At 70.2% G+C, this 18,052-nt stretch carries 22 protein-coding genes; 14 read left to right on the top strand and 8 right to left on the bottom strand.

What is annotated here, in order from left to right:
* Positions 1–13: 13 nt before the first annotated feature.
* A complete protein-coding gene (locus tag OG625_RS20125; protein ID WP_329382798.1) occupies positions 14–421 on the bottom strand; it encodes a hypothetical protein in 408 nt (135 codons plus the stop codon).
* A 237-nt stretch (positions 422–658) separates the two neighbouring features.
* Here OG625_RS20125 and OG625_RS20130 point away from each other — a divergent pair, with 237 nt between their 5' ends.
* The 9 genes from OG625_RS20130 to OG625_RS20170 all read left to right on the top strand — a co-directional run bounded on the left by OG625_RS20130 (position 659) and on the right by OG625_RS20170 (position 8,520).
* A complete protein-coding gene (locus OG625_RS20130; RefSeq protein WP_329382801.1) occupies positions 659–811 on the top strand; it encodes a hypothetical protein in 153 nt (50 codons plus the stop codon).
* A 158-nt stretch (positions 812–969) separates the two neighbouring features.
* On the top strand, positions 970–2,487 hold the full coding sequence (locus OG625_RS20135) for a UDP-N-acetylmuramoyl-L-alanyl-D-glutamate--2,6-diaminopimelate ligase (RefSeq protein ID WP_329382804.1): 1,518 nt from the start codon (positions 970–972) through the stop codon (positions 2,485–2,487).
* Between the two features lie 99 nt (positions 2,488–2,586).
* A complete protein-coding gene (locus OG625_RS20140; RefSeq protein ID WP_329382808.1) occupies positions 2,587–2,874 on the top strand; it encodes a hypothetical protein in 288 nt (95 codons plus the stop codon).
* Positions 2,875–3,204: 330 nt separating this feature from the next.
* Positions 3,205–4,164, top strand: a complete 960-nt coding sequence (locus OG625_RS20145) for a hypothetical protein (protein ID WP_329382811.1) — start codon at positions 3,205–3,207, stop codon at positions 4,162–4,164.
* A 101-nt stretch (positions 4,165–4,265) separates the two neighbouring features.
* The gene (locus OG625_RS20150) at positions 4,266–5,312 is read left to right on the top strand and encodes an NAD(P)/FAD-dependent oxidoreductase (RefSeq protein WP_329382815.1); all 1,047 of its coding nucleotides are present in this window, start codon (positions 4,266–4,268) and stop codon (positions 5,310–5,312) included.
* A 55-nt stretch (positions 5,313–5,367) separates the two neighbouring features.
* Positions 5,368–7,143, top strand: a complete 1,776-nt coding sequence (locus tag OG625_RS20155; protein WP_329382818.1) for a carbamoyltransferase family protein — start codon at positions 5,368–5,370, stop codon at positions 7,141–7,143.
* 18 nt (positions 7,144–7,161) lie between these two features.
* Positions 7,162–7,641 (top strand): SRPBCC family protein, encoded by a 480-nt coding sequence (locus OG625_RS20160; RefSeq protein ID WP_329382821.1) that lies wholly within the window; start codon positions 7,162–7,164, stop codon positions 7,639–7,641.
* Positions 7,642–7,646: 5 nt separating this feature from the next.
* Positions 7,647–8,264 carry a histidine phosphatase family protein gene (locus OG625_RS20165; RefSeq protein WP_443067741.1) on the top strand — a complete coding sequence of 206 codons (618 nt, stop codon included), beginning with the start codon at positions 7,647–7,649 and terminating at the stop codon, positions 8,262–8,264.
* A gap of 121 nt (positions 8,265–8,385) precedes the next feature.
* Positions 8,386–8,520 carry a hypothetical protein gene (locus OG625_RS20170; RefSeq protein WP_329382824.1) on the top strand — a complete coding sequence of 45 codons (135 nt, stop codon included), beginning with the start codon at positions 8,386–8,388 and terminating at the stop codon, positions 8,518–8,520.
* A 149-nt stretch (positions 8,521–8,669) separates the two neighbouring features.
* On the opposite strand, the gene OG625_RS20175 is transcribed toward OG625_RS20170, so the two are convergent.
* A complete protein-coding gene (locus OG625_RS20175) occupies positions 8,670–8,873 on the bottom strand; it encodes a hypothetical protein (RefSeq protein ID WP_329382827.1) in 204 nt (67 codons plus the stop codon).
* Positions 8,874–8,998: 125 nt separating this feature from the next.
* Complete coding sequence (locus OG625_RS20180) at positions 8,999–10,594, bottom strand: carboxylesterase/lipase family protein (protein ID WP_329382831.1); 1,596 nt, start codon at positions 10,592–10,594, stop codon at positions 8,999–9,001.
* Positions 10,595–10,691: 97 nt separating this feature from the next.
* Here OG625_RS20180 and OG625_RS20185 point away from each other — a divergent pair, with 97 nt between their 5' ends.
* Positions 10,692–11,264 (top strand): TetR/AcrR family transcriptional regulator, encoded by a 573-nt coding sequence (locus tag OG625_RS20185; RefSeq protein ID WP_329382834.1) that lies wholly within the window; start codon positions 10,692–10,694, stop codon positions 11,262–11,264.
* 32 nt (positions 11,265–11,296) lie between these two features.
* A complete protein-coding gene (locus OG625_RS20190; RefSeq protein ID WP_329382837.1) occupies positions 11,297–11,752 on the top strand; it encodes a hypothetical protein in 456 nt (151 codons plus the stop codon).
* 64 nt (positions 11,753–11,816) lie between these two features.
* On the opposite strand, the gene OG625_RS20195 is transcribed toward OG625_RS20190, so the two are convergent.
* The 3 genes from OG625_RS20195 to OG625_RS20205 all read right to left on the bottom strand — a co-directional run bounded on the left by OG625_RS20195 (position 11,817) and on the right by OG625_RS20205 (position 14,082).
* Positions 11,817–12,710, bottom strand: a complete 894-nt coding sequence (locus tag OG625_RS20195; protein WP_329382840.1) for a hypothetical protein — start codon at positions 12,708–12,710, stop codon at positions 11,817–11,819.
* Complete coding sequence (locus OG625_RS20200; RefSeq protein WP_329382843.1) at positions 12,710–13,252, bottom strand: SigE family RNA polymerase sigma factor; 543 nt, start codon at positions 13,250–13,252, stop codon at positions 12,710–12,712. The genes OG625_RS20195 and OG625_RS20200 overlap by 1 nt, the downstream gene beginning before the upstream one ends.
* A 251-nt stretch (positions 13,253–13,503) precedes the next feature.
* Complete coding sequence (locus OG625_RS20205; RefSeq protein WP_329382846.1) at positions 13,504–14,082, bottom strand: RICIN domain-containing protein; 579 nt, start codon at positions 14,080–14,082, stop codon at positions 13,504–13,506.
* Between the two features lie 126 nt (positions 14,083–14,208).
* Between OG625_RS20205 and OG625_RS20210 the strand changes: the two genes are divergently transcribed.
* The 3 genes from OG625_RS20210 (at position 14,209) to OG625_RS20220 (ending at position 17,277) form a co-directional block, all read left to right on the top strand.
* On the top strand, positions 14,209–15,411 hold the full coding sequence (locus OG625_RS20210; protein WP_329382849.1) for a sensor histidine kinase: 1,203 nt from the start codon (positions 14,209–14,211) through the stop codon (positions 15,409–15,411).
* Complete coding sequence (locus OG625_RS20215; RefSeq protein ID WP_329382852.1) at positions 15,408–16,046, top strand: response regulator transcription factor; 639 nt, start codon at positions 15,408–15,410, stop codon at positions 16,044–16,046. The genes OG625_RS20210 and OG625_RS20215 overlap by 4 nt, the downstream gene beginning before the upstream one ends.
* Before the next feature lie 400 nt (positions 16,047–16,446).
* A complete protein-coding gene (locus OG625_RS20220; RefSeq protein WP_329382855.1) occupies positions 16,447–17,277 on the top strand; it encodes a hypothetical protein in 831 nt (276 codons plus the stop codon).
* Between the two features lie 111 nt (positions 17,278–17,388).
* On the opposite strand, the gene OG625_RS20225 is transcribed toward OG625_RS20220, so the two are convergent.
* Together OG625_RS20225 and OG625_RS20230 are read right to left on the bottom strand one after the other, a co-directional pair.
* Positions 17,389–17,661 carry a hypothetical protein gene (locus OG625_RS20225; protein ID WP_329382858.1) on the bottom strand — a complete coding sequence of 91 codons (273 nt, stop codon included), beginning with the start codon at positions 17,659–17,661 and terminating at the stop codon, positions 17,389–17,391.
* Between the two features lie 51 nt (positions 17,662–17,712).
* Complete coding sequence (locus tag OG625_RS20230; protein ID WP_329390805.1) at positions 17,713–17,979, bottom strand: hypothetical protein; 267 nt, start codon at positions 17,977–17,979, stop codon at positions 17,713–17,715.
* Positions 17,980–18,052 lie beyond the last annotated feature (73 nt).

The raw sequence follows: 18,052 nt of genomic DNA on the forward strand, positions 1-18,052 counted from the left end.
CGGCGCCTGAACGTCACGGGGTGCGTCGCAGTGGGCTGATGCCGCGGGTGGTGGTGAGGATCTGGGCGAGTGCGACGAGGCTGAGGCCGAACATGACGATGCCGAGGGGGACGTGGAGGGTGGGCATGTGGGCGATGCCGAGGACGACCTGTATGGAGGCGAGGACGAGGAAGCCGGTGGAGTAGAGGATGGGGCGGGGCGAGCCGCCGCCGGGCTTCCAGGCGAGGATCGTGGCGATCACGTAGAGCATGGACGCGCCGTACATCACTCTCGATCCGATGTCGTGGAGGGTCGCGCCGAGGGAGGAGTCGAGGAGCATTCCTGCGGTGACGGCCTGGAAGAGGAGGGCGAGGGTCTGCAGGCCTATCGCGATCTGCGGGAACGTGATCCGGCTCGGTGCGGTCGTCGTCTGTGTGGCCATGTCGTGGTCCCCTTGTTCTGCCTGGCGGCGGTGGTTCCGTACCGTCTCGACAGTCCGACGACGCAGGCCCACGAAATGTGAGGCGGGGCGGTCCGACCGCACCGTCCCCGCGTGATGCCACCCGCCCCCGTCGCTGCCGTCCCGCTGTCCGGATCGGCCGTCAGCAGGGTGGCCGGCGGCCTTCACGTGCCCGCAGCGGCGATCCCCGGGCCGCTGGGTGGGCCGTACACTCGGCCCATGGGTCGCACATGTTCCTCGAGGCAGTGCCTGCAGCAGGCCGCCTCCGGGATGCGCCCGACCGCCGGGGTTCCGACCGTCGTCGACCCGGCCGGCACGGCCTTCGCCGCGGTGCCCGAGACCCGCCGTACCGCCCTGCACGGCCACGGCTAGCGCTTCGCGCCTCCGGCCCGTCCGGGTTTCTCCGGGCTCCTTCGGGTTCCGCCGGCTCCTCCGCTCCACATCACCACAGCAGCTTCCCGGCATGCCGCCGGCGCTGCCGCCTGGCTACGGCCGCACGCCCGGGCCCGAGCCCCCTCGAAGGGATCATTGTGAAGCTGAGCGCATTGCTGGCCGGGCAGGAGCACCACGTCCTCCGGGGCGATCCGGACACGACGCTGATCACCGCGGGAACGACCTTCGACGCCGACCGGGTGACGCCGGGCTCGCTCTTCATCGCCGTACCCGGACACCGGGAAGGCGGCCCCGGCTCCGTCCCGCCCGCCCTGGCCCGGGGCGCCGCCGCCGTACTCGTCGACGGCAGCGAACCCGACCTGCCGGCCGCGGTATGGCCGCCGGGCACCTGCGCCGTCCGGGTACCCGACACGCGGACGGCCGCCGCGGTGGTGACCTCCCGCTACTTCGGCGAGCCCGGGCGGCAGATGGACATGGTGGCGATCACCGGCACCAACGGGAAGACCTCCGTCTCGTACATGGTCGAGTCCGTCCTGCGGATCGCCGAGGGCTCCCGGGTGGGGGTGATCGGAACCGCCGGAAGCAGGATCGGCGACGAGCCGATCCCCATGCCGCCATCGGTGCTGACCACGCCGGAATCCCCCGACCTGCAGTACCTGCTGGGGTACATGCGCGACCGCGGGGCCGCCGGCGTGGTGCTGGAGGCCACCTCGATGGCGCTGCTGACGCACCGCGTGGACCGTACGTTCATCGACGTCGGGGTCTTCACCAACCTCACGCAGGACCATCTCGACGACCACGGGACGATGGCGGACTACCGGGACGCCAAGCTGCGGCTCTTCCAGGGCCTGTGCCGGCGCGCGGTGGTCAACGCCGACGACCCGGTGGGCGCGTCCATCGTGGCGATGATGCCGGGCGCCGTGACCACGTACGCCCTGGACCGCCCGGCCGACTACCGGGCCACCGACCTCGTCGTGAGTGCCTCGGGCACGCGGTTCACCCTCCGGCACGACGGACGCGCCTACCCGGCCTCGATCCCCGTCCCCGGCCGCTTCTCGGTGGCCAACGCGCTGGCCACCGTGGCCGCCTGTCACGTGCTGGGGCACGAGCTGGGCCCGCTGGTCGACGCGCTCGACCGGATGCCGCCGGTCCCGGGCCGGCTGGAACGCTTCCGGACTCCGCTGGGCACGTCGGTGATCGTGGACTACGCCCACTCGCCGGACTCGCTGGACAAGGTCCTGACCACCATCCGGGACTTCGCCCGCGGCCGGGTGATCACGGTCTTCGGCTGCGGAGGGGACCGCGACACCACCAAACGGGCCGAGATGGGCCGGATCGCCGGGACCCACTCCGACCTCTGCGTCCTGACCTCGGACAACCCCCGCAACGAGGACCCCGAGGCCATCCTGGACCAGGTCTCCCCGGGCCTCACGGCGACCGGCACCCCCTTCCGGCGCTACGCCGACCGGCGTCAGGCGATCGCCTTCGCCCTGTCCGAGGCGGGTCCCGACGACACGGTCCTGATCGCGGGGAAGGGCAGCGAGCCGCACCAGATCGTCGGCGAGGAGCTGCTCCCCTTCAGCGATATGGCCACGGTGCGCGAACTGGCCCAGACGGTCGCCGACCCGGGCCTTCGTCCTTGCCAAAGTGGTTGATGGGCTTCTGACCTGCGCCTGCGCCATGGGCCGGGCAATCCCGGACGCTCACCCGGAGCGTCCGGGGCCGCCACGCGCCACGAGAAGAGGTGACCGCCGGTGCGGTGGCTCGAAACGGACTTCGGCCTGTATGCCCTGTGCCCGGATGCGTACGTGGCCGACTGGGACGGCACCGAGGCGGACGCGACCGCGGCCGATTCGGCGGGAAGGCTCGTTCTGCCCGGTCATGGCGACGTCCTGACGCTGGGAGGTGAGCCCCTCCCCATCGCCTGTGTCGAGAACGTCATGACCTTCGTCCGATGGGTGGCCGGTGATGACGACGAAGGCTGGAGCAGGCGGTGGAGGCCGCTGCCCGATCGACGGACTGGCAGGACCTCTTCGAGCTGACCCTCGAAGGCCGTTACACGCTCCTGGACTCCGCGATGGGCGGGAGCGACGTCAATGAGTCGGACGTCCTCCGCGTTCATGTCCCGAAGGGACGGTACCGGGTGCAATCCCTGTCGATTTCTCCGAGTGAGGCCGCAGAGTTCCGACTCGACCGGCTCGTCCCGATCGCGAAGCCGCTGCATAGCAGCCCGCCTGAGCTGCGGTTCCCGTAGAAACGCACGAACTACCGATCTGAAGACGATCAAGGTTTCATGTCTTCAACGCCTGACTGAAACAGGCCCGTTGGCGATGTACTCCTCGGACAAGCCGAACCAACGAACGGGATAAGTCTTGTCCGAGAAGCTGCCTGGCCGTCAGATCGAGATCTCCTGGCCCGACCTCGGCATCACGGTCACCGCCGACCTTGACGACCGAAACCCGGCACTCGCCGACGTGCTGTGGGAGTCCCTGCCCTACCAGAGCCTCCAGGGACACGCCCTCATCGCGGGTGAGCACCTCTACCACGTGGCGCCGATCCCCGCGCTGCTCCACACCCCCCACGACACCCGTATCCCGGACCGGCGCGTGGCCCCCAACGGCACCGTCTTCTGCTCCGGTCTGCAGCACCTGGGCATCAAGTACGGCGAGTTGACCGAGCCGATGCCCGCCACCCCCGTCGGCCAGATCCGTGAGGCGGACATGCCCGCCCTGCTGGAAGCCGGGGCCGCGATCTGGGACGCCGTCTACTCCACGAAGAAGCAGATCCGCGCCGAAGTCCGCCGCGCGGGCGAGCCGGGCGGCCACAGCATCCCGATGCTGCACGCCGGCAACACGGATGCCGCCCTCCTGATCGCCGACATCCTCGCCGAGACCGAGAGGATCTGGCTGGAACCGCCGGTCGAGCTGGACGGCCTCCACCAGGGCGTCATCCCCTCCCGGGCCGGCAACTTCGGCACCGTCCTCCCCACCCTGCTGTTCGTCAACGGCGAGACCCGGCCGCTGGGTTACGCCGCCTACGGCGGAATAGTCCGTGCCGCCGTCCAGGGCATGCCCATGGACTCCCTCCGGCACATGACCCGCCTTCTGGTCGGCGTCCCCGCCGAGTTCCTGGGCTACTGCGGCCTGGAGAAGCTGTGGGCGTTCACCCAGCGCTTCCTCGCCGTCCTGGACGACCTCGACCGTGAGGACTTCTACGCCGTCGCCGGCCAGATGGCCCTCTACATCAACTGCCTCGGCGGCTGGAACCTCCAGCTGTACCCGTGGGAGACCGGGGACCACCTGCGCCAGCAGGGTGCCGTCGCCGGCGCCTAGCCGTGCCCGGACCGGAGTCCGGACCGGAGTCCGCCGAAGAGACGGCGGCGCCGGCCCTCGTCCCCGCCGCCCGAACCCCACACCACCGGAGAAGGAAGACCTTGAGCGCCCTGCCTGACCGCGCCGACGCCGTCGTCATCGGCGGGGGAGTGATCGGAACCTCCGCCGCCTACCACCTCGCCGAAGCCGGCGTGAACACCGTTCTGCTGGAACGCGGAAGCCTCGGCGGCGGGTCGTCCGCGCACACGGCGGGCATGGTCCGCACCTACTTCCCCGGCGCGCCCCGCACCGGGGAGATGGCCGTGCGCAGCCTGAACGCCTATCACGACTTCGCCCGCCACACCGGGGTCTCCCTCGGCCTGAAGCGGCTCGGGTTCATGGTGCTGTTCACCGACGAGCAGCAGATCGCCGAATTCGAGGCGGGCCGGCCGGCCCAGCAGGCCGCAGGCGTCGACGTCGGCCTGATCAGTGCCCGCGAAGCGGCCGAGCTCAACCCGCTGATCAGCGAGGGCGCCGTGCTGGCCGCCGCCTGGTCTCCCGAGGCGTACCACGTGGACGGCCTCGACATCGTCCGCGGGTACGCCGCCGCCGCCCGCAACCACGGCGCCCGCCTGTTCACCCACACGCCCGTCACGCGCATCGACGACGACAACACCGTCCACACCCCGCAGGGCAGCATCAAGGCGGACGGCATCGTGTGCACGGCCGGGTCCTGGTCCGGCGAGGTGGCGTCCATGGCATCGGTCGACCTGCCGATGACGCCCCACACGATGGAGATGCTGTTCACCGACGTCCCGCCCTCGCCGCACGGCGAGTTGCCCATGACGATGCACGCCGCATCCGGCCTGCGGATCCGCTCATGGAAGGACCGCATCCTCCTCGCCATGGGTGCGCCCAAGGCCGGCGAAACGCGCGAAGCCTGGCTCGGCCGGATCTCCGGCCATCTCGGCACCCTGTTCCCCGCCTTGGACGGCATCGGCCTGCACCGGGCGTGGACCGGCGACTTCGACGCCAGCCCCACCAACACCGCCTTCATCGGCGAAGACCCCACCCGCCGCTTCCTGTACGCGGCCGGATTCACCGGCGCGGGCCTGTGCCAGGCACCCGCGGCCGGGGAGCAGCTCCGCGACCTGCTGATCGTCAAGTAGTCCCATAACAGGAAAGAATGCTGTGATCGTTCTCGGATGTAATGGTTTCAGTCGGGTGTCGGAGTTCTTCTCCGAACGCTTCGGTGCGACCGGAATCAACAAGCACTACCTCTTGGGCCACGACGCCGCGGCCGCAGTCCTGGTGGACGGCCGCCTGGTCGCCGCGGTGGAGGAAGAGCGCCTCAACCGGGAGAAGAAGACCACCGACTTCCCCGCGAACGCGATCGACTGGTGCCTGAAGGAAGCCGGGATCACGTTCGACGACGTCGACCTGTTCGCCTTCCCCTGGAACTGGTCCGCCCAGGTTCTGGACGAGATCCGGGACGGCATCAGCAGCTCGCCGATCCCGGAGGACGCGAAGACCCGCCTCATCGCCGACATGGCCGACCTGTTCGACCAGGTCGTCAGCCACGAAGCGATCCTCGCGGACTTCGAAGCCCGCACCGGGCACCGCCCGGACCCGGCCAAGGTCCGCTTCGTTCCCCACCACTTGGCCCACGCCACGACCGGCTACTACCTCGCCGGCATGAAGGACGCCGCGTTCCTCGTGAGCGACGGCCGCGCCGAACGCTTCTCGACCCTGACGGGCGAGATCCGCGAGGGCCGGATCACCGTCTTCGACGACACCGTCACCGGCGCCCAGTACTCCATCGGCACCCTGTTCTCCTCCATCACCCGCTTCCTCGGCTTCGTCCCGAACAACGACGAGTACAAGGTGATGGGTCTGGCCGGATACGCCGAGCCCCCGACTCCGAACCCGTTCGTCGAGAACCTGCTGAGGCTCCACGACGACGGCCGGTACACCTTCACCAAGCCCCTTCAGACCGACAACCTCCACAGTCACGACGCCCTGTTCGAGGAGTACTTCGGGCCGTTCGAGGACACCCTCGAATACACGTCCCGCGTCGCCGCCGCCGCGCAGGAGATGCTGAACGTCGCCACCGCCCACCAGGTCCGTCACCTGGAGAAGAGGACGGATCTCGACCGGCTGTTGTTCGAGGGCGGCGTCGCCCTGAACTGCCTGAACAACACCCCGATGTTCGAGGGTTCCCGGTTCGAGGACATGCAGGTCAGCTTCGGCGCCTCGGACACCGGCATCACCATCGGAGCCGCGGCCCACGCCTGGCTGGGCCACCCCGACACCGGCCCCGAGGACATCCGCGCCGCCTCCGCACCGGTCTCCCCCTATCTGGGCCCGGCGTACGACGAAGCCGCGATCGAGGAGGCCCTCGAAGGCTTCACCGACCGTGTCGTCGTCTCGCGCCTGGAGGATGACGAGGTCATCGGGCACGTGGCGCAGCTGCTGAGGGAGAAGGTCGTCATCGGCTGGTTCGACGGCCGCATGGAGCACGGGCCGCGCGCGCTGGGGCACCGCAGCATCCTCGCGAACCCCGGCTTCGACGACATCAAGGACATCATCAACACGCGGGTCAAGCACCGCGAACCGTTCCGCCCGTTCGCTCCCCTCGTCCTCGAGGAGCAGGCGCCGAAGATCTTCGACATGGGGCGCAAGACCAGTTCCCCGTACATGACGTTCGTCTTCCCCGTCCGCGACGAGTACAAGGACCGCATCCCCGGCGCCGTACACGTGGACGGCACCTCCCGCATCCAGACCCTGACGGACGAGGGAACCCCTCGGCTCACGGCACTGCTGCGGAAGTTCATCGAACTCACCGACACGCCCTGCCTGATCAACACCTCGTTCAACGTCGCCGGCGAACCCATCGTCCTCACGCCCACCGACGCCCTGAACTGCTTCATGGGCACCGAGATCGACTATCTGATCCTCGGGAACCACGTCATCGCCAAGACCGACCGCGTCAACCAGTAGAAGAAGAAGGAGCACCCCGTGCCGATCCAGCGCAAGCACACCATGTACCACTCCACCATCCTCGATGCCGACCCGGACACGGTGTGGACGACCGTCCGCGACGCCATGCAGATCCTGGACATCGTGTCCCCGGGTGACCTCGACATCCACCGGGACGTCAGCTGGGTGGAGGGCGGCTCGGTCGACACCGTCCCGGCCCGTTACGACTTCAAGCTCACGCTCAACGGCCGCCTCGTCCAGCAGGAGATCGCCGCCCGCGACGAGATCAACAAGACCCAGTCCTACCGGGCCGTCGCCCCCACCAGCGGGGTCGCCAAGTACGAGGCCACCATCCGCGTGTTCCCCATCACCAACGACCCGACCCGCAGCTTCTTCGACTGGTCGCGGACCCTGGACATCGCCGACGACGCCGACCTGGAGATCGTCGAGCGCATCATCGACGTCATGGAGAAGCAGACCGACGCCGTACGGGACCACTTCGCGACGACCGCGAAGTGAGTGACGTGACGACGCTCGTACTGCTGCGGCACGGCGAAACCCTGCTCACCCCGCAGCGGCGGCTCTCCGGCAGCGGAGGCTCCAACCCGGGACTCTCACCGGCCGGCCGCCGCCAAGCCCAGGCGGCGGCGGACGCCCTCGCCCACCGCGGCGGCATCGAGGCGGTCGTCACTTCACCGATGCGGCGCTGCCACGAGACCGCTCGCTCCGTGGCCGATCGCCTGGGCCTGAGCGTCCAGGTCGACCGGGACCTGCGGGAAGCGGACTTCGGTGCCTGGGAGGGGCTGACCTTCGCCGAAGTCCGCGAACGCTACCCGGACGACCTGAGCGCATGGCTCGCCTCGCCCGAGAGCCCGCCCTCGGGCGCGGACGAGACCATGCAGCAGGTCACCCGCCGGGTCGCGGCCGTGCGGGACGGTCTCCTGGCCCGGTACGCCGGCGCCACGGTTCTGGTCGTCTCCCACGTCGTACCGGTCCGGGCCCTGATCCGCCTCGCCCTCCAGGCCCCACCGCACAGCCTGTTCCGCATGGAGGTCGCAGCGGCCTCCCTGTCGACGGTGACGTACGACGAGGACGGCACCGGCACGGTGCAGGCCCTCAACGACATCCACCACTTGAACTGAACAGCACGCCAAAGGGCCCGGCACACGTGACGTGTGCCGGGCCCTTTGGCGTGTTCGTTTCCGCGGCATCCGCGCGTCCTCGATCAGGACCAAATGAGCGATATGCGGATCCCCTTGAGGCATGAGCGTGCCGGACGCGCTTCCTGCCGGCAGTGATCCCTTCCGCACCCTCGGTGACCTCGGACAGACTCGTGAACACCGGGAGGGCGACAAGGCCCCGGACCACCGGTACCGGCCGCACGGCCGCGAGTCCTGAAATCCGCTGTCATGCCCCAGGTGCGCGAAGTACTCCCGGCGCGTTCGCCGTACGCCCGCTCGGCGGTCCGTGGCCGTTCTGACCAGGTGTTTTCCGCCAGGTGCCGGAGCGGGCGGCGGGAGTACCGCGACGGGCGAGTGGTGCGTTGGTCAGAGAAGCCCCTCGTCGTGCAGGTCCTCTTCGCGCAGAAGGTCGTCCTCGCGGCGGCGCGAGGTCTCCTTCTGGCCGGGCTGCTGTCCCTTCTCGCGGGACGCCTTGCCCGGCTGGGGCTGCGCGGGGTCTCCGGGGCGATGGTGTTCCTGCGCCTCACGGCCCTTGCCCGGCTGCTGACGCTTGTCCTGCCTACCGTCCATGACGGCGACTCCTCTTCATGCGGGGGTACGGATTCCTCTCGGATCACGCTGACACGCACGGCGAAGGTCCGCACCACGTCGACCGCGAAGCGAGGCACACGGATGACGCCCCACTTCGTGCGACGTCAGCGGAGGTTCTTCCAGAACGCATGGTTGTGGTCCTTGGCGAACTCCGTGCGCTTCCACGGCCCCGAGGCCAGCGACTGCACGTAGCCGCCGCTGCGGAAGCTCGGCCAGTCCGTCTTCCCGGACTCGGCGAAGTCCACCCAGGTGTCCGTCATTCGTTTGCCGAGGCGTTCCTGCTGCTCTGTCGGCTTCTCGAACAGGGGCAGCCTGAGGTCGAAGAGGTAGGGGAGCTCCGACATGTGCGAGGCGCGCGGCTCGAAGCTGAGCTTCGGGTCGCCCGCCCACGTCGGCGTCTCGCGCTCGCTGAACTCGAACATCCGGGTCGGCGTCCACTGCGCTAGCAGCCGGGCGGTGTCCAGCGTCGGAACCGACCAGGTGCGGTCGGTCAGGACCGTTGCCAGGGCCTCGCCGGCGGAGCCGAAGCGGTTCAGCGGGTAGCGGGCCAGTACCGCGTCGGCCCGGTCGCCGAACTCCTTGCGGATTTCCTGCTCGTACGCCTCGGGCGGCATGGGATCGCCCGTCAGCTCCTGGCCGAGGATCCGGCCGCGTTCCTCGTCGTGGTTGACCCCGATGAGGACCGGGACGCGGTTGAACCTGCCCGTGCGCAGCGCCTCGGCGGGGGCCAGCGGCATGAGGTCCGTACCGGCGATCGGGCGGGGTTCGTTCCAGGTCCCGTACGCCTTCATGAGCGTGGCCGCATCCGTGCCGCGCAGGCAGGACTCGGCGTCATCGCAGTCCTCGCCCTCCTCGGACTTCAGCTTCTTCAGCTCGGCGAGCGTGGCCCTGGCCTCGGCCTCGGCTTCCTCCCGGGTGCGGGAGCCGCCCGTGGCGCAGGGCGCGCTCTGCACGATGGCGCGGTCAAACAGTCCGGCCGACCTCGGCGAGGCGAGGTGGCCGCAGACGCTGTACCCGCCGCCGGACTCACCCATGATCGTCACGTTGCCGGGATCGCCCCCGAAGGCGGCCGCGTTGGCGCGGACCCAGCGCAGCGCGGCCTGCTGGTCCTCCAGGCCGAGGCCGCCGGAGGTCCCCAGTGCCGGGTCGGACAGGAAGCCCATGACGCCGAGCCGGTAGTTGACCGATACGACGACGGCACCCTCGGCGGCCAGCCGCTCGGGGCCGTAGAGGTCGCCGCTGCCGAACATCAGGCTGCCGCCGTGGATCCACACGATCACCGGCCGCTTGCCGGTCCGCGTGGCGGGGGTGGTGACGTTCAGGTAGAGGCAGTCCTCGGCCTCGCTGGGGACCCCGATGGGCAGCCCCTTCGGCTGCGCGCAGGGGGATCCCGGAGCGGTCGCCTCGCGTATCCCGGTCCAGGGCGCGGCGGGCCGCGGCGAGGCCCAGCGCAGCTCCCCCACCGGCGGGGCGGCGTACGGGATGCCGTGGAAGCTGCGCATGCCCTCGTGGTCGGCGGTGCCGCGCACGGCGCCGCCGGTGGTGCCGACGACCGTGCCGGCGACCGTCCCGGCGGTGCCGCCCGCTGCCGCTCGTGCGGGGGTGGCCTGCCCGACGCCCAGGCCAAGGCCCAGGCCCAGTGTGGTCAGCGTGAGGGCGGCGGCGACCAACCCCTTGGAAACGTTCCTGGTGTGTCTCATGGCACGAACGCTACGCAGGCTTGCACGATCGTGCAATACGTTTGTCTAACTCGATCGTATGAGGCGTTCGTATGACACGGGCGCTAGGCTCCTGAGCATGGGAAACCGTGAAGCCCTGCTCATCGGCGCCAAGGCCTGCCTGCGGGAAAAGGGATACGACCGCACCTCCGTGCGTGACGTCGCCACGGCGGCCGGCGTGAGCACGGCCGCCGTCGGCTACCACTACGGCTCACGCGAGGCGCTGCTCAACCAGGCCCTGTTCGAGATCCTCGACGAGTGGGGAGACGCGATGGGCCGGGCGCTGGTCCCCGACGCCGACGGCTCCTCCCGGGCGCACTTCGAGCGCATCTGGGAGAGCCTGATCGAGGACTTCGGTGCGCACCCCGACCTCTGGCTCGCCTCGGTGGAACTGTTCATGCAGGCCCAGCGGCAGCAGGAACTGCGCGCCGCTCTGGCCGACGGCACCGCTCAGGGGCGGCGTGGCATGGCGGCCATCCTGGACGGCGTCCGCGAGGAGGAGGTGTCGGACGCCTCCGTCCGCACCCTCGGCACCGTGCAGTTGGCGCTCGTGTCGGGTGTGATGCTCCAGTGCCTCAGCGACCCCTCCAGCGCCCCCACCGCAGCGGAGGTGCTCGAAGGCGTCCGGGCCCTGGCTGAGTTGGCGCGCTGACCATGACGGACGCCGAAACAGACCCAGGTCGCGTGACCATAATCGAACACCTATGGGAAGATTTTCAGCTTCCCATCAGAGATGCCCTGCATTTTGCGGACGGGAGCTCCTGTGATGTCGAGCTCGACTCCGATGTGCCGAGCGGTTTGAGGGTGCTCGCCCCGTTCGACCTGGATGAATCGCTCGCGAGCGATCCATCCTGGGTCTCTTCGGTCGATGGGCGGGTCGCAGTGGACCTGGGGAGCAAGGGGCTGCTGTGGGGCGGCGAAGGTTCCTACGGCTCGGATGGGTTCATAGCACGGTTGACCGTTGATCGTGGGCTCATCTGGGCAATTTTCTTCATGGAATCCAATCCATTTGACCGGATCCAGCTCTCCGGAAACGTAGCCACCTTCAGCTCAACCTCGGGCTACGAGATCACGGTTGATATCGACGATCCGCGAACTCGGCTCTCTGGACAGCTTGGTTCCGGGAACGCGTGCCGATGACGTCGGTGACGAGGTCGACCGCCGCGCGAGAGCGGCGAGGGCATCCACCGTCCTGACCGGCACGCTACTTGGTGGGTGTCGGACTGCCGCTGGGCCAGGGGTCGGGCGCACGCATGTACGTCCAGGGCACACCGCAGGGGACGCCGGTTGTGACATCGCCGATGCCCGGGGCCTTGCTGTCGTTCCCCGTGGGTCCGTTCTCGGGGTGGGCCCCGCCGGTCGCGCAGAAGGGCGGGGTGTTGTTTTTGAAGCTCGCTTTGGGGTCCACGGAGACGGGGCCGCCGAGGGGCTTGCCTGCCGTGTCGAGCGCCTGGACGCCGGCGTCCTGGCGGGGGGTCGTGGGTACCAGAACGGTGAAGAACCGGACGGCTCCCGAGGTGGGGGTGGTCACGGCGGGGGCCTGTGTCACGGAGCCGTCGGCGAGGGTGACCCGCACGGAAGCCACCGACCGTGGTGCGATGCCTACGACGGCGAACTGCTTGTCATCGAAGGGCTGGGTCGCGGCCCAGTGGACGCGCTGCACCCCTTCGGCCTCGACGAAACAGGCGGCGATCTTGCCGAGCATCACGTTGCGCGAGACGAGGCAGGACTGGCCCTCCTTCCCCGCAACCGAGCCGACGGTCCAGTCGACGCCCCGGTGGGTACCGGCGCCCACCTTGTACACAGGTCCGGCCGGCACCGCGTCGTATCCGGGTAGGGGGGTGCCTGCGTCGATGGTTGCCGGGGGTGCGGCCACGTTGGATGCGCCGGCACCGTCCGGCGCCCGGGTGGGGAGCAGCAACGGGACGGCCACCGCCAGGGCGGCCACGACCGCCCCGGCCCCGGCGGCGGAGAGCCGCCTACGGTTGCGGCGTCGCCGTACGCCCTCGGCGACCCTCTGGTAGGGGTCGTGGGGCGGGAGGTACGTGGTGGGGAGGTCCCCCACGGCGTTCTTCAGAAGGTCTTCGGTGCTGGGCATCAGGCGCTCGCTCCTAGCGTGGAGGTTGCCGGAACCGGCATGGTGGAATCGGTGAACAGGGGGAGTTCGCGGAGACGGGCCAGTCCCCGGGACGCCTGCGACTTGACCGTGCCGGTCGAGCAGCCGAGGAGCTCGGCGACCTCCCGCTCCGGCAGGTCCTCGACGTACCGGAGAACCACGATCACGCGTTGCTTCGCGGGGAGCCGGCCGAGCGCCCGACGCAGCAGGTCGCGGTCGCCGATGCCGGCGCCGGGGCCCGCCACCGCGTTCTCCGGGAGGTCGGGCACGTACGCGGTGGCCTTCTCACCCCACCACCGGCGGCGGCGGGAGGAGATCGCGAGATTGACGAGAATCCGCCGGGCATAGGCATCGGGCTGTTCCTGGCGCAGCCGTGGCCACACCTTCCACAAGCGGACCAAGCTCTCCTGCACCAGGTCCTCGGCCCGGCCCGCGTCCAGCGTGAGGCTGTGGGCGAACCGGATCAGCGGCACCCATCGCCCCCGTACGAAGTCGGCGAACTCCTCCTGCGTGGCTGGATCCATGTTTCCTCCGGTAGTTGTCCGTCTCCCTCCGGACAACGCGGTGGCGAGGCAGTTACGTTGACACGGATTCATGCGCCGCTGTCCCGACCTCCCGCCACGGCACCTGGGTAGGATCCTGGCCGCTTCGGCCCGGCCGTGCCCGGAGCAACCGTCGCTCGTGGAAACGCGAAAGCCCCAGGTCGCTGACCTGGGGCTTTGCTGTGGAGGGGATGAGCCTCCGCACCGCGGTGTAGCCGTGTCGCGCGGTACTGCTAGAACTGGGCGTAGTTGTAGTACCTGTCGAAGCGCGGCACCCAGATGCTGGGCCAGGGCACACCGGAGACGTTGCAGGCGCCGAACACCACGGGCGAGCGGCGGCCGGTGTCGTTCAGGCACAGCCCGGTGCCCACCTCCTGGATCTCCCAGTGGTCGCCCTTCTCACCGCCCTGGAAGACCCACGTGAAGGTGGCGCAGCCCCAGCCGTCCGTCTGGATGAGGGAAGCGCCCTGGTAGACGCCGCCGCCCTGCGCGCCGAGGCAGCGCGCGCCGCCCCAGGTGCCGATCATGAAGTTGCCGTTGCCCACGCTGTGGAAGGTGAAGCGCTGGTGCAGCCTGCCCTTGCAGTCGTACCTCTGGATGATGGCACCGGCGCTGGTGGACTCGCCCCGGATGTCGAGGCACTGCCAGCTGTACCCGGCCCGCACCTCGTAGATGGCCGCGTTGTACGGGGTGGTGGTGTAGCGGATGGTCGGGTTCTCCGCGGCCTGCGCGGACGCGGGCAGCAGCATGACGAAGAACGCCGTGAGAGCGGCTATGACCCCGCTGCCGAACCGGCGGAATTTTTGCGGCACGTTCTCTCCTGACTGGAAACAACTGACCGGGGACGAGCTTGACGCCGGAGAAGCTACCGAGATCCACTGAACCTCCGGTACCCACCCTTTCAGGGGGGTGTGTTCACTGCGGAGGCTGTGGTGAGGGTGGGCTCGGGTCTGCAGCGTGCCCAGCGGTTCATGATGCTGGCGACCGGCCTGTACCGGGCCAGCCACCTGACGGCGGGCTTCGCGGCCGTGCTGCGGAAGGCGCCGGGCGAGGTCCTCCCCTGGGTGGTGTTCGGCGGAATCCTCGCGTCCAGTGCGTGGCTGTACGGGAACGCGTACGCACGGGGCTGGTTCGATCGGCGCTGGGTGTGGGCCGACGTGCTGGTGACCGGCTGCTCGGTGCCGCTGCTGGTGTGCCTGGCGACCGGCGCGCGGTCGGGCGGCGGCTGGGTGCCCGGGGGCACCGAAGTGGCCCTGTACGGATGGCTGTTCCTGCTGGGCGGGTCGGTGAGCGCGGTGGCGGGCGTCGCTCTGGCGCCGCGACCGGCCGTGGGGGCCGTACTGCTCCTGCTCGGCACCACGCCGGCCGCGTACCTGTGGGTGATCGGGCAGGAGGCGGCTCCGGGGTTCGCGCTCGTCGGGCACCTCAACTCGGTGGTCTCTTCGGCCGTGATGGCGAGGGTCTTCTGGTGGTACCTGCGCCGCCAGGGCACCCAGCTGGACGAGGCCAAGGAGCGGGCGCTGACCGCCGAGGCCGCGCGGGCCCGGCAGACGGAGCGGATCGCGCACCACCGGGCCCTGCACGACACCGTGCTGGCCACGCTGACCACCATCGCCGCCGGCCGGGTGGACGCCAACGCACCCCTGGTGCGCGAGCGGTGCGCCCGCGAGGCCGCGTACCTGCGGCGGCTGATCCAGCGCGAGGACGACCCGGAGGCCGCCGGTGCGGAGGCCGCCGAGGTGGCCGTCGGGACCGCGCTGGAGGAGGCGGTGCACTCGGCCGAGTGCCTGGGCCTGAAGGTCACCGCCCAGTACCACGAACTGCCCGCGGTGCCCCGCCCGGTGGCCACCGCCCTCGCGGCCGCCGTGTCCGAGGCCCTGAACAACGTACGGTGCCACGCCGCGACCGGACAGGCCTTCCTGACGGCCGTCGGGGTGGGCGAGGGCGTGTCCGTCACGGTGGTGGACCGGGGCGCCGGCTTCGACCCGGGAGCCTTGGGGGGCGGCACGCCGGACGGGTCCGCGTCAGGGACCGGGCTGCGGCGCTCCATCCACGCCCGGCTGGCCGAGATAGGCGGACGGTCCGAGGTCGACAGCGCCCCCGGCGAGGGCACCAGCGTGCAGCTGCGGTGGCCCGCGTGATCACCGTGGCCGTGGTGGACGACGACCGGATGCTGCGCGAGGGCCTGCGCTCCTGGCTGGCCGGGGTGGAGCGGTTACGGCTGCTGGCCGCGGTGGAGACGGTGGACGAGCTGATCGCGGTGGGCGGCCGGTCCGCCGACGTGGTGCTGCTCGACCTGGTGCTGCGCGACGGCTCCGTCCCCGAGGAGAACGTCCGGCGGCTGTGTGCGGCGGGCGGCCGGGTGCTGGTGATCAGTACGGTCGCGGACCGGGCCCGGATCGTCGGGACGGTGGCGGCCGGGGCGGACGGCTACCTGACCAAGGACCACTCCCTGGAGACGCTGGTGGGCGCCGTGGAGACGGTGGCCCGGGGCGGTACGGCGCACTCCGCCGAGCTGGCCTTCGCCTGGGCGCACGACACCGGCCCCGCCCGGCCGCAGCTGGCGCCGCGCGAGCTCCAGGTCCTGCTCGACTACGCCTCCGGGCTCACCCTGAAGGCCACCGCGCGGCGGGCGGGCGTCAGTCCGAACACCGCCAAGTACTACCTGGACCAGGTCAAGGAGAAGTACCGGCGGGCCGGTCGCCCGACGTACACGAAGATCGACCTGGCCCTGCGGGTGCGGGAGGACGGGCTGAGCCCCCGGCACCGCCCTTAGCTCCCATGTCGGTGACTTGGCCCCTGCCCTGCCGGGTGATGGTGACGGTGGCCGGCGTGGGTGGTGGCCGCCCTCTGGCCCAGCGAGCCAGGGTGACACAACGGCCCCGGCACATTCACACGCCGGGGCCGCCCTTCCGGGCGCTGCACGTGAGAGTGCACCGACCCATTCATCATGATATGCCCCTGGCGCTTCTCCGGCACCAGTGATGTTTCGCGGCGGTACAGGCCACCTATCGCCGTGAAAATCCTGGCAATAGTGCGCCCGTAGCGACGCTTCCGCCCAAGGGCACGGATGGGGCCCGCGCCCTACCACCGTGCGACGCCAGGTGTTCCACAACGTTGGCGTCCTGGTCAGGTCCTCCCCCGTGCCGGAGGTTTCCACGACTAGCCTCCGCATCATGCTGCGTATCGCCGACACTCGCACCGGCCGCCTCGTGGAGATCCCCTCCGCACACCGCCACCTGCTGCGCATCTGCGTCCACCTGCCGGTCATCGACACCGGGATCGGCGAGGTGCACCTGCGGGCGCCTCTGGTCGGTGACGTACTGGCGCGCACGGCGGAGCTCCATGGGCTGCAGACCGTCACGGTCCTCACTACGCCGGACCTGCCGCCTGAGCCGGCCCAGACGCTCGAACAGGCCATGGCTGTTATCGGCATCCACCCGCCCGCCACCGTAGGCGTTCACCATCTGACCGAGGCGATGTGCGCCGCTGCCGACGTGCACGTGCTGGCGTACGGCACCTCCGTGCAGGACGCCGTCGGCGGGGTCCGGATCGACGTGGGCCAGGTCAGCCCGGCACCCCCGGACGGGGGCGTCCCAGACCGTGGCCACCTCCTCGCCTCGGATCTCCCGGACGCATTCGCCCCGGAGGGGACCGACCCGCTGGCTGTGAGGATGCTGTTGCTCGGCCACGCCCACAGCACGCCGGTCACGGTCACCAGCGCCGCGCTCGACGAGGCTCGGCGGATGCTGAGGCACTGGCGGCAGCAGGTGGCCGACTGGGCGCAGGAGCCGTCCAGGCCGATCCCCGCCGACGTGCTGCGACAGGCCCATGCCGCGCTCGCCGATGATCTCGGCGTCCCAGCTGTCCTGGACATGCTGGTCAGCGTGGCCAAGCGCGCCGACGTGCCGGCCGGTGCCAAGTTCGAGACGTTCGCCTTTCTCGACCGCGTACTCGGGCTGGACCTCGCGCGCCAAGTCGGCCACCAGCACCCGGCGACGCCATGACTTCGGGCACCTCGCGGCCCTGGTCGTCCTGCGGCACGCCAAGTCCTCCTGGCCGCAGAACATGGCGCCATACGGGGGCCCTTGACTGGACGGACCGGTCGGTACGCGGGCTCAGCCGCGCTCTTCCTCCTCGGCCTCCATGCGCCGGATTCCCTCGTGCGTGAGGGTGACCATCGCGGGGGTGTTGCCCGGTTCCCAGTCGACGGTGATCAGGCCTTCGCCCGCCAGGTAGGTGCAGGCGGCGGCCAGATCCTGTTCCGGTACGTGGAGGTCGCGTCGCAGCTGTGCTCCGGTGATGCCGAGGAGGCGGTTGCCTTCGACGGCTTCGTACAGGACCCGGAGCACCTGATCGCGGTAGGTCTTGCGTTCGCGCAGTGTGGCCATGACCGCGTCCTCTCGTGTGCAGGGTGGGCTTCGGGGCCGGGGCCGGGGCTCTCAGGTCTCGTCGGAGTGGGCGCCGGTGCCGACGGGGGTCCTGCTGGTGGCCAGCCAGGGGCGGGCGGGGCCGGCGGGTGTTGCCGTGTCCACGGTGAGGTGGAGGCGGGTGTCGCCGTCGAGACCGGGATAGCTGCGCTGTTCGGCGCCGGCGAAGCAGCCGCGGAGAGCTTCTGCGACCGCTCGGGCGGCTTCGGGCGTGTGCGCGATGATCCGTACCTCGGCGTGCCCGAGCGATGGCAGTGTCTGGGTCTCGATGTACTTCACGTGGGCGTGTTCCCTTTCGGAGGGGGCGAGGAGCCGGCGAGCGGGGCGCTGTACGCGCCCCGCCCGCTGCTCC

This window comes from Streptomyces sp. NBC_01351 (genome assembly GCF_036237315.1).
Taxonomy (GTDB): domain Bacteria; phylum Actinomycetota; class Actinomycetes; order Streptomycetales; family Streptomycetaceae; genus Streptomyces.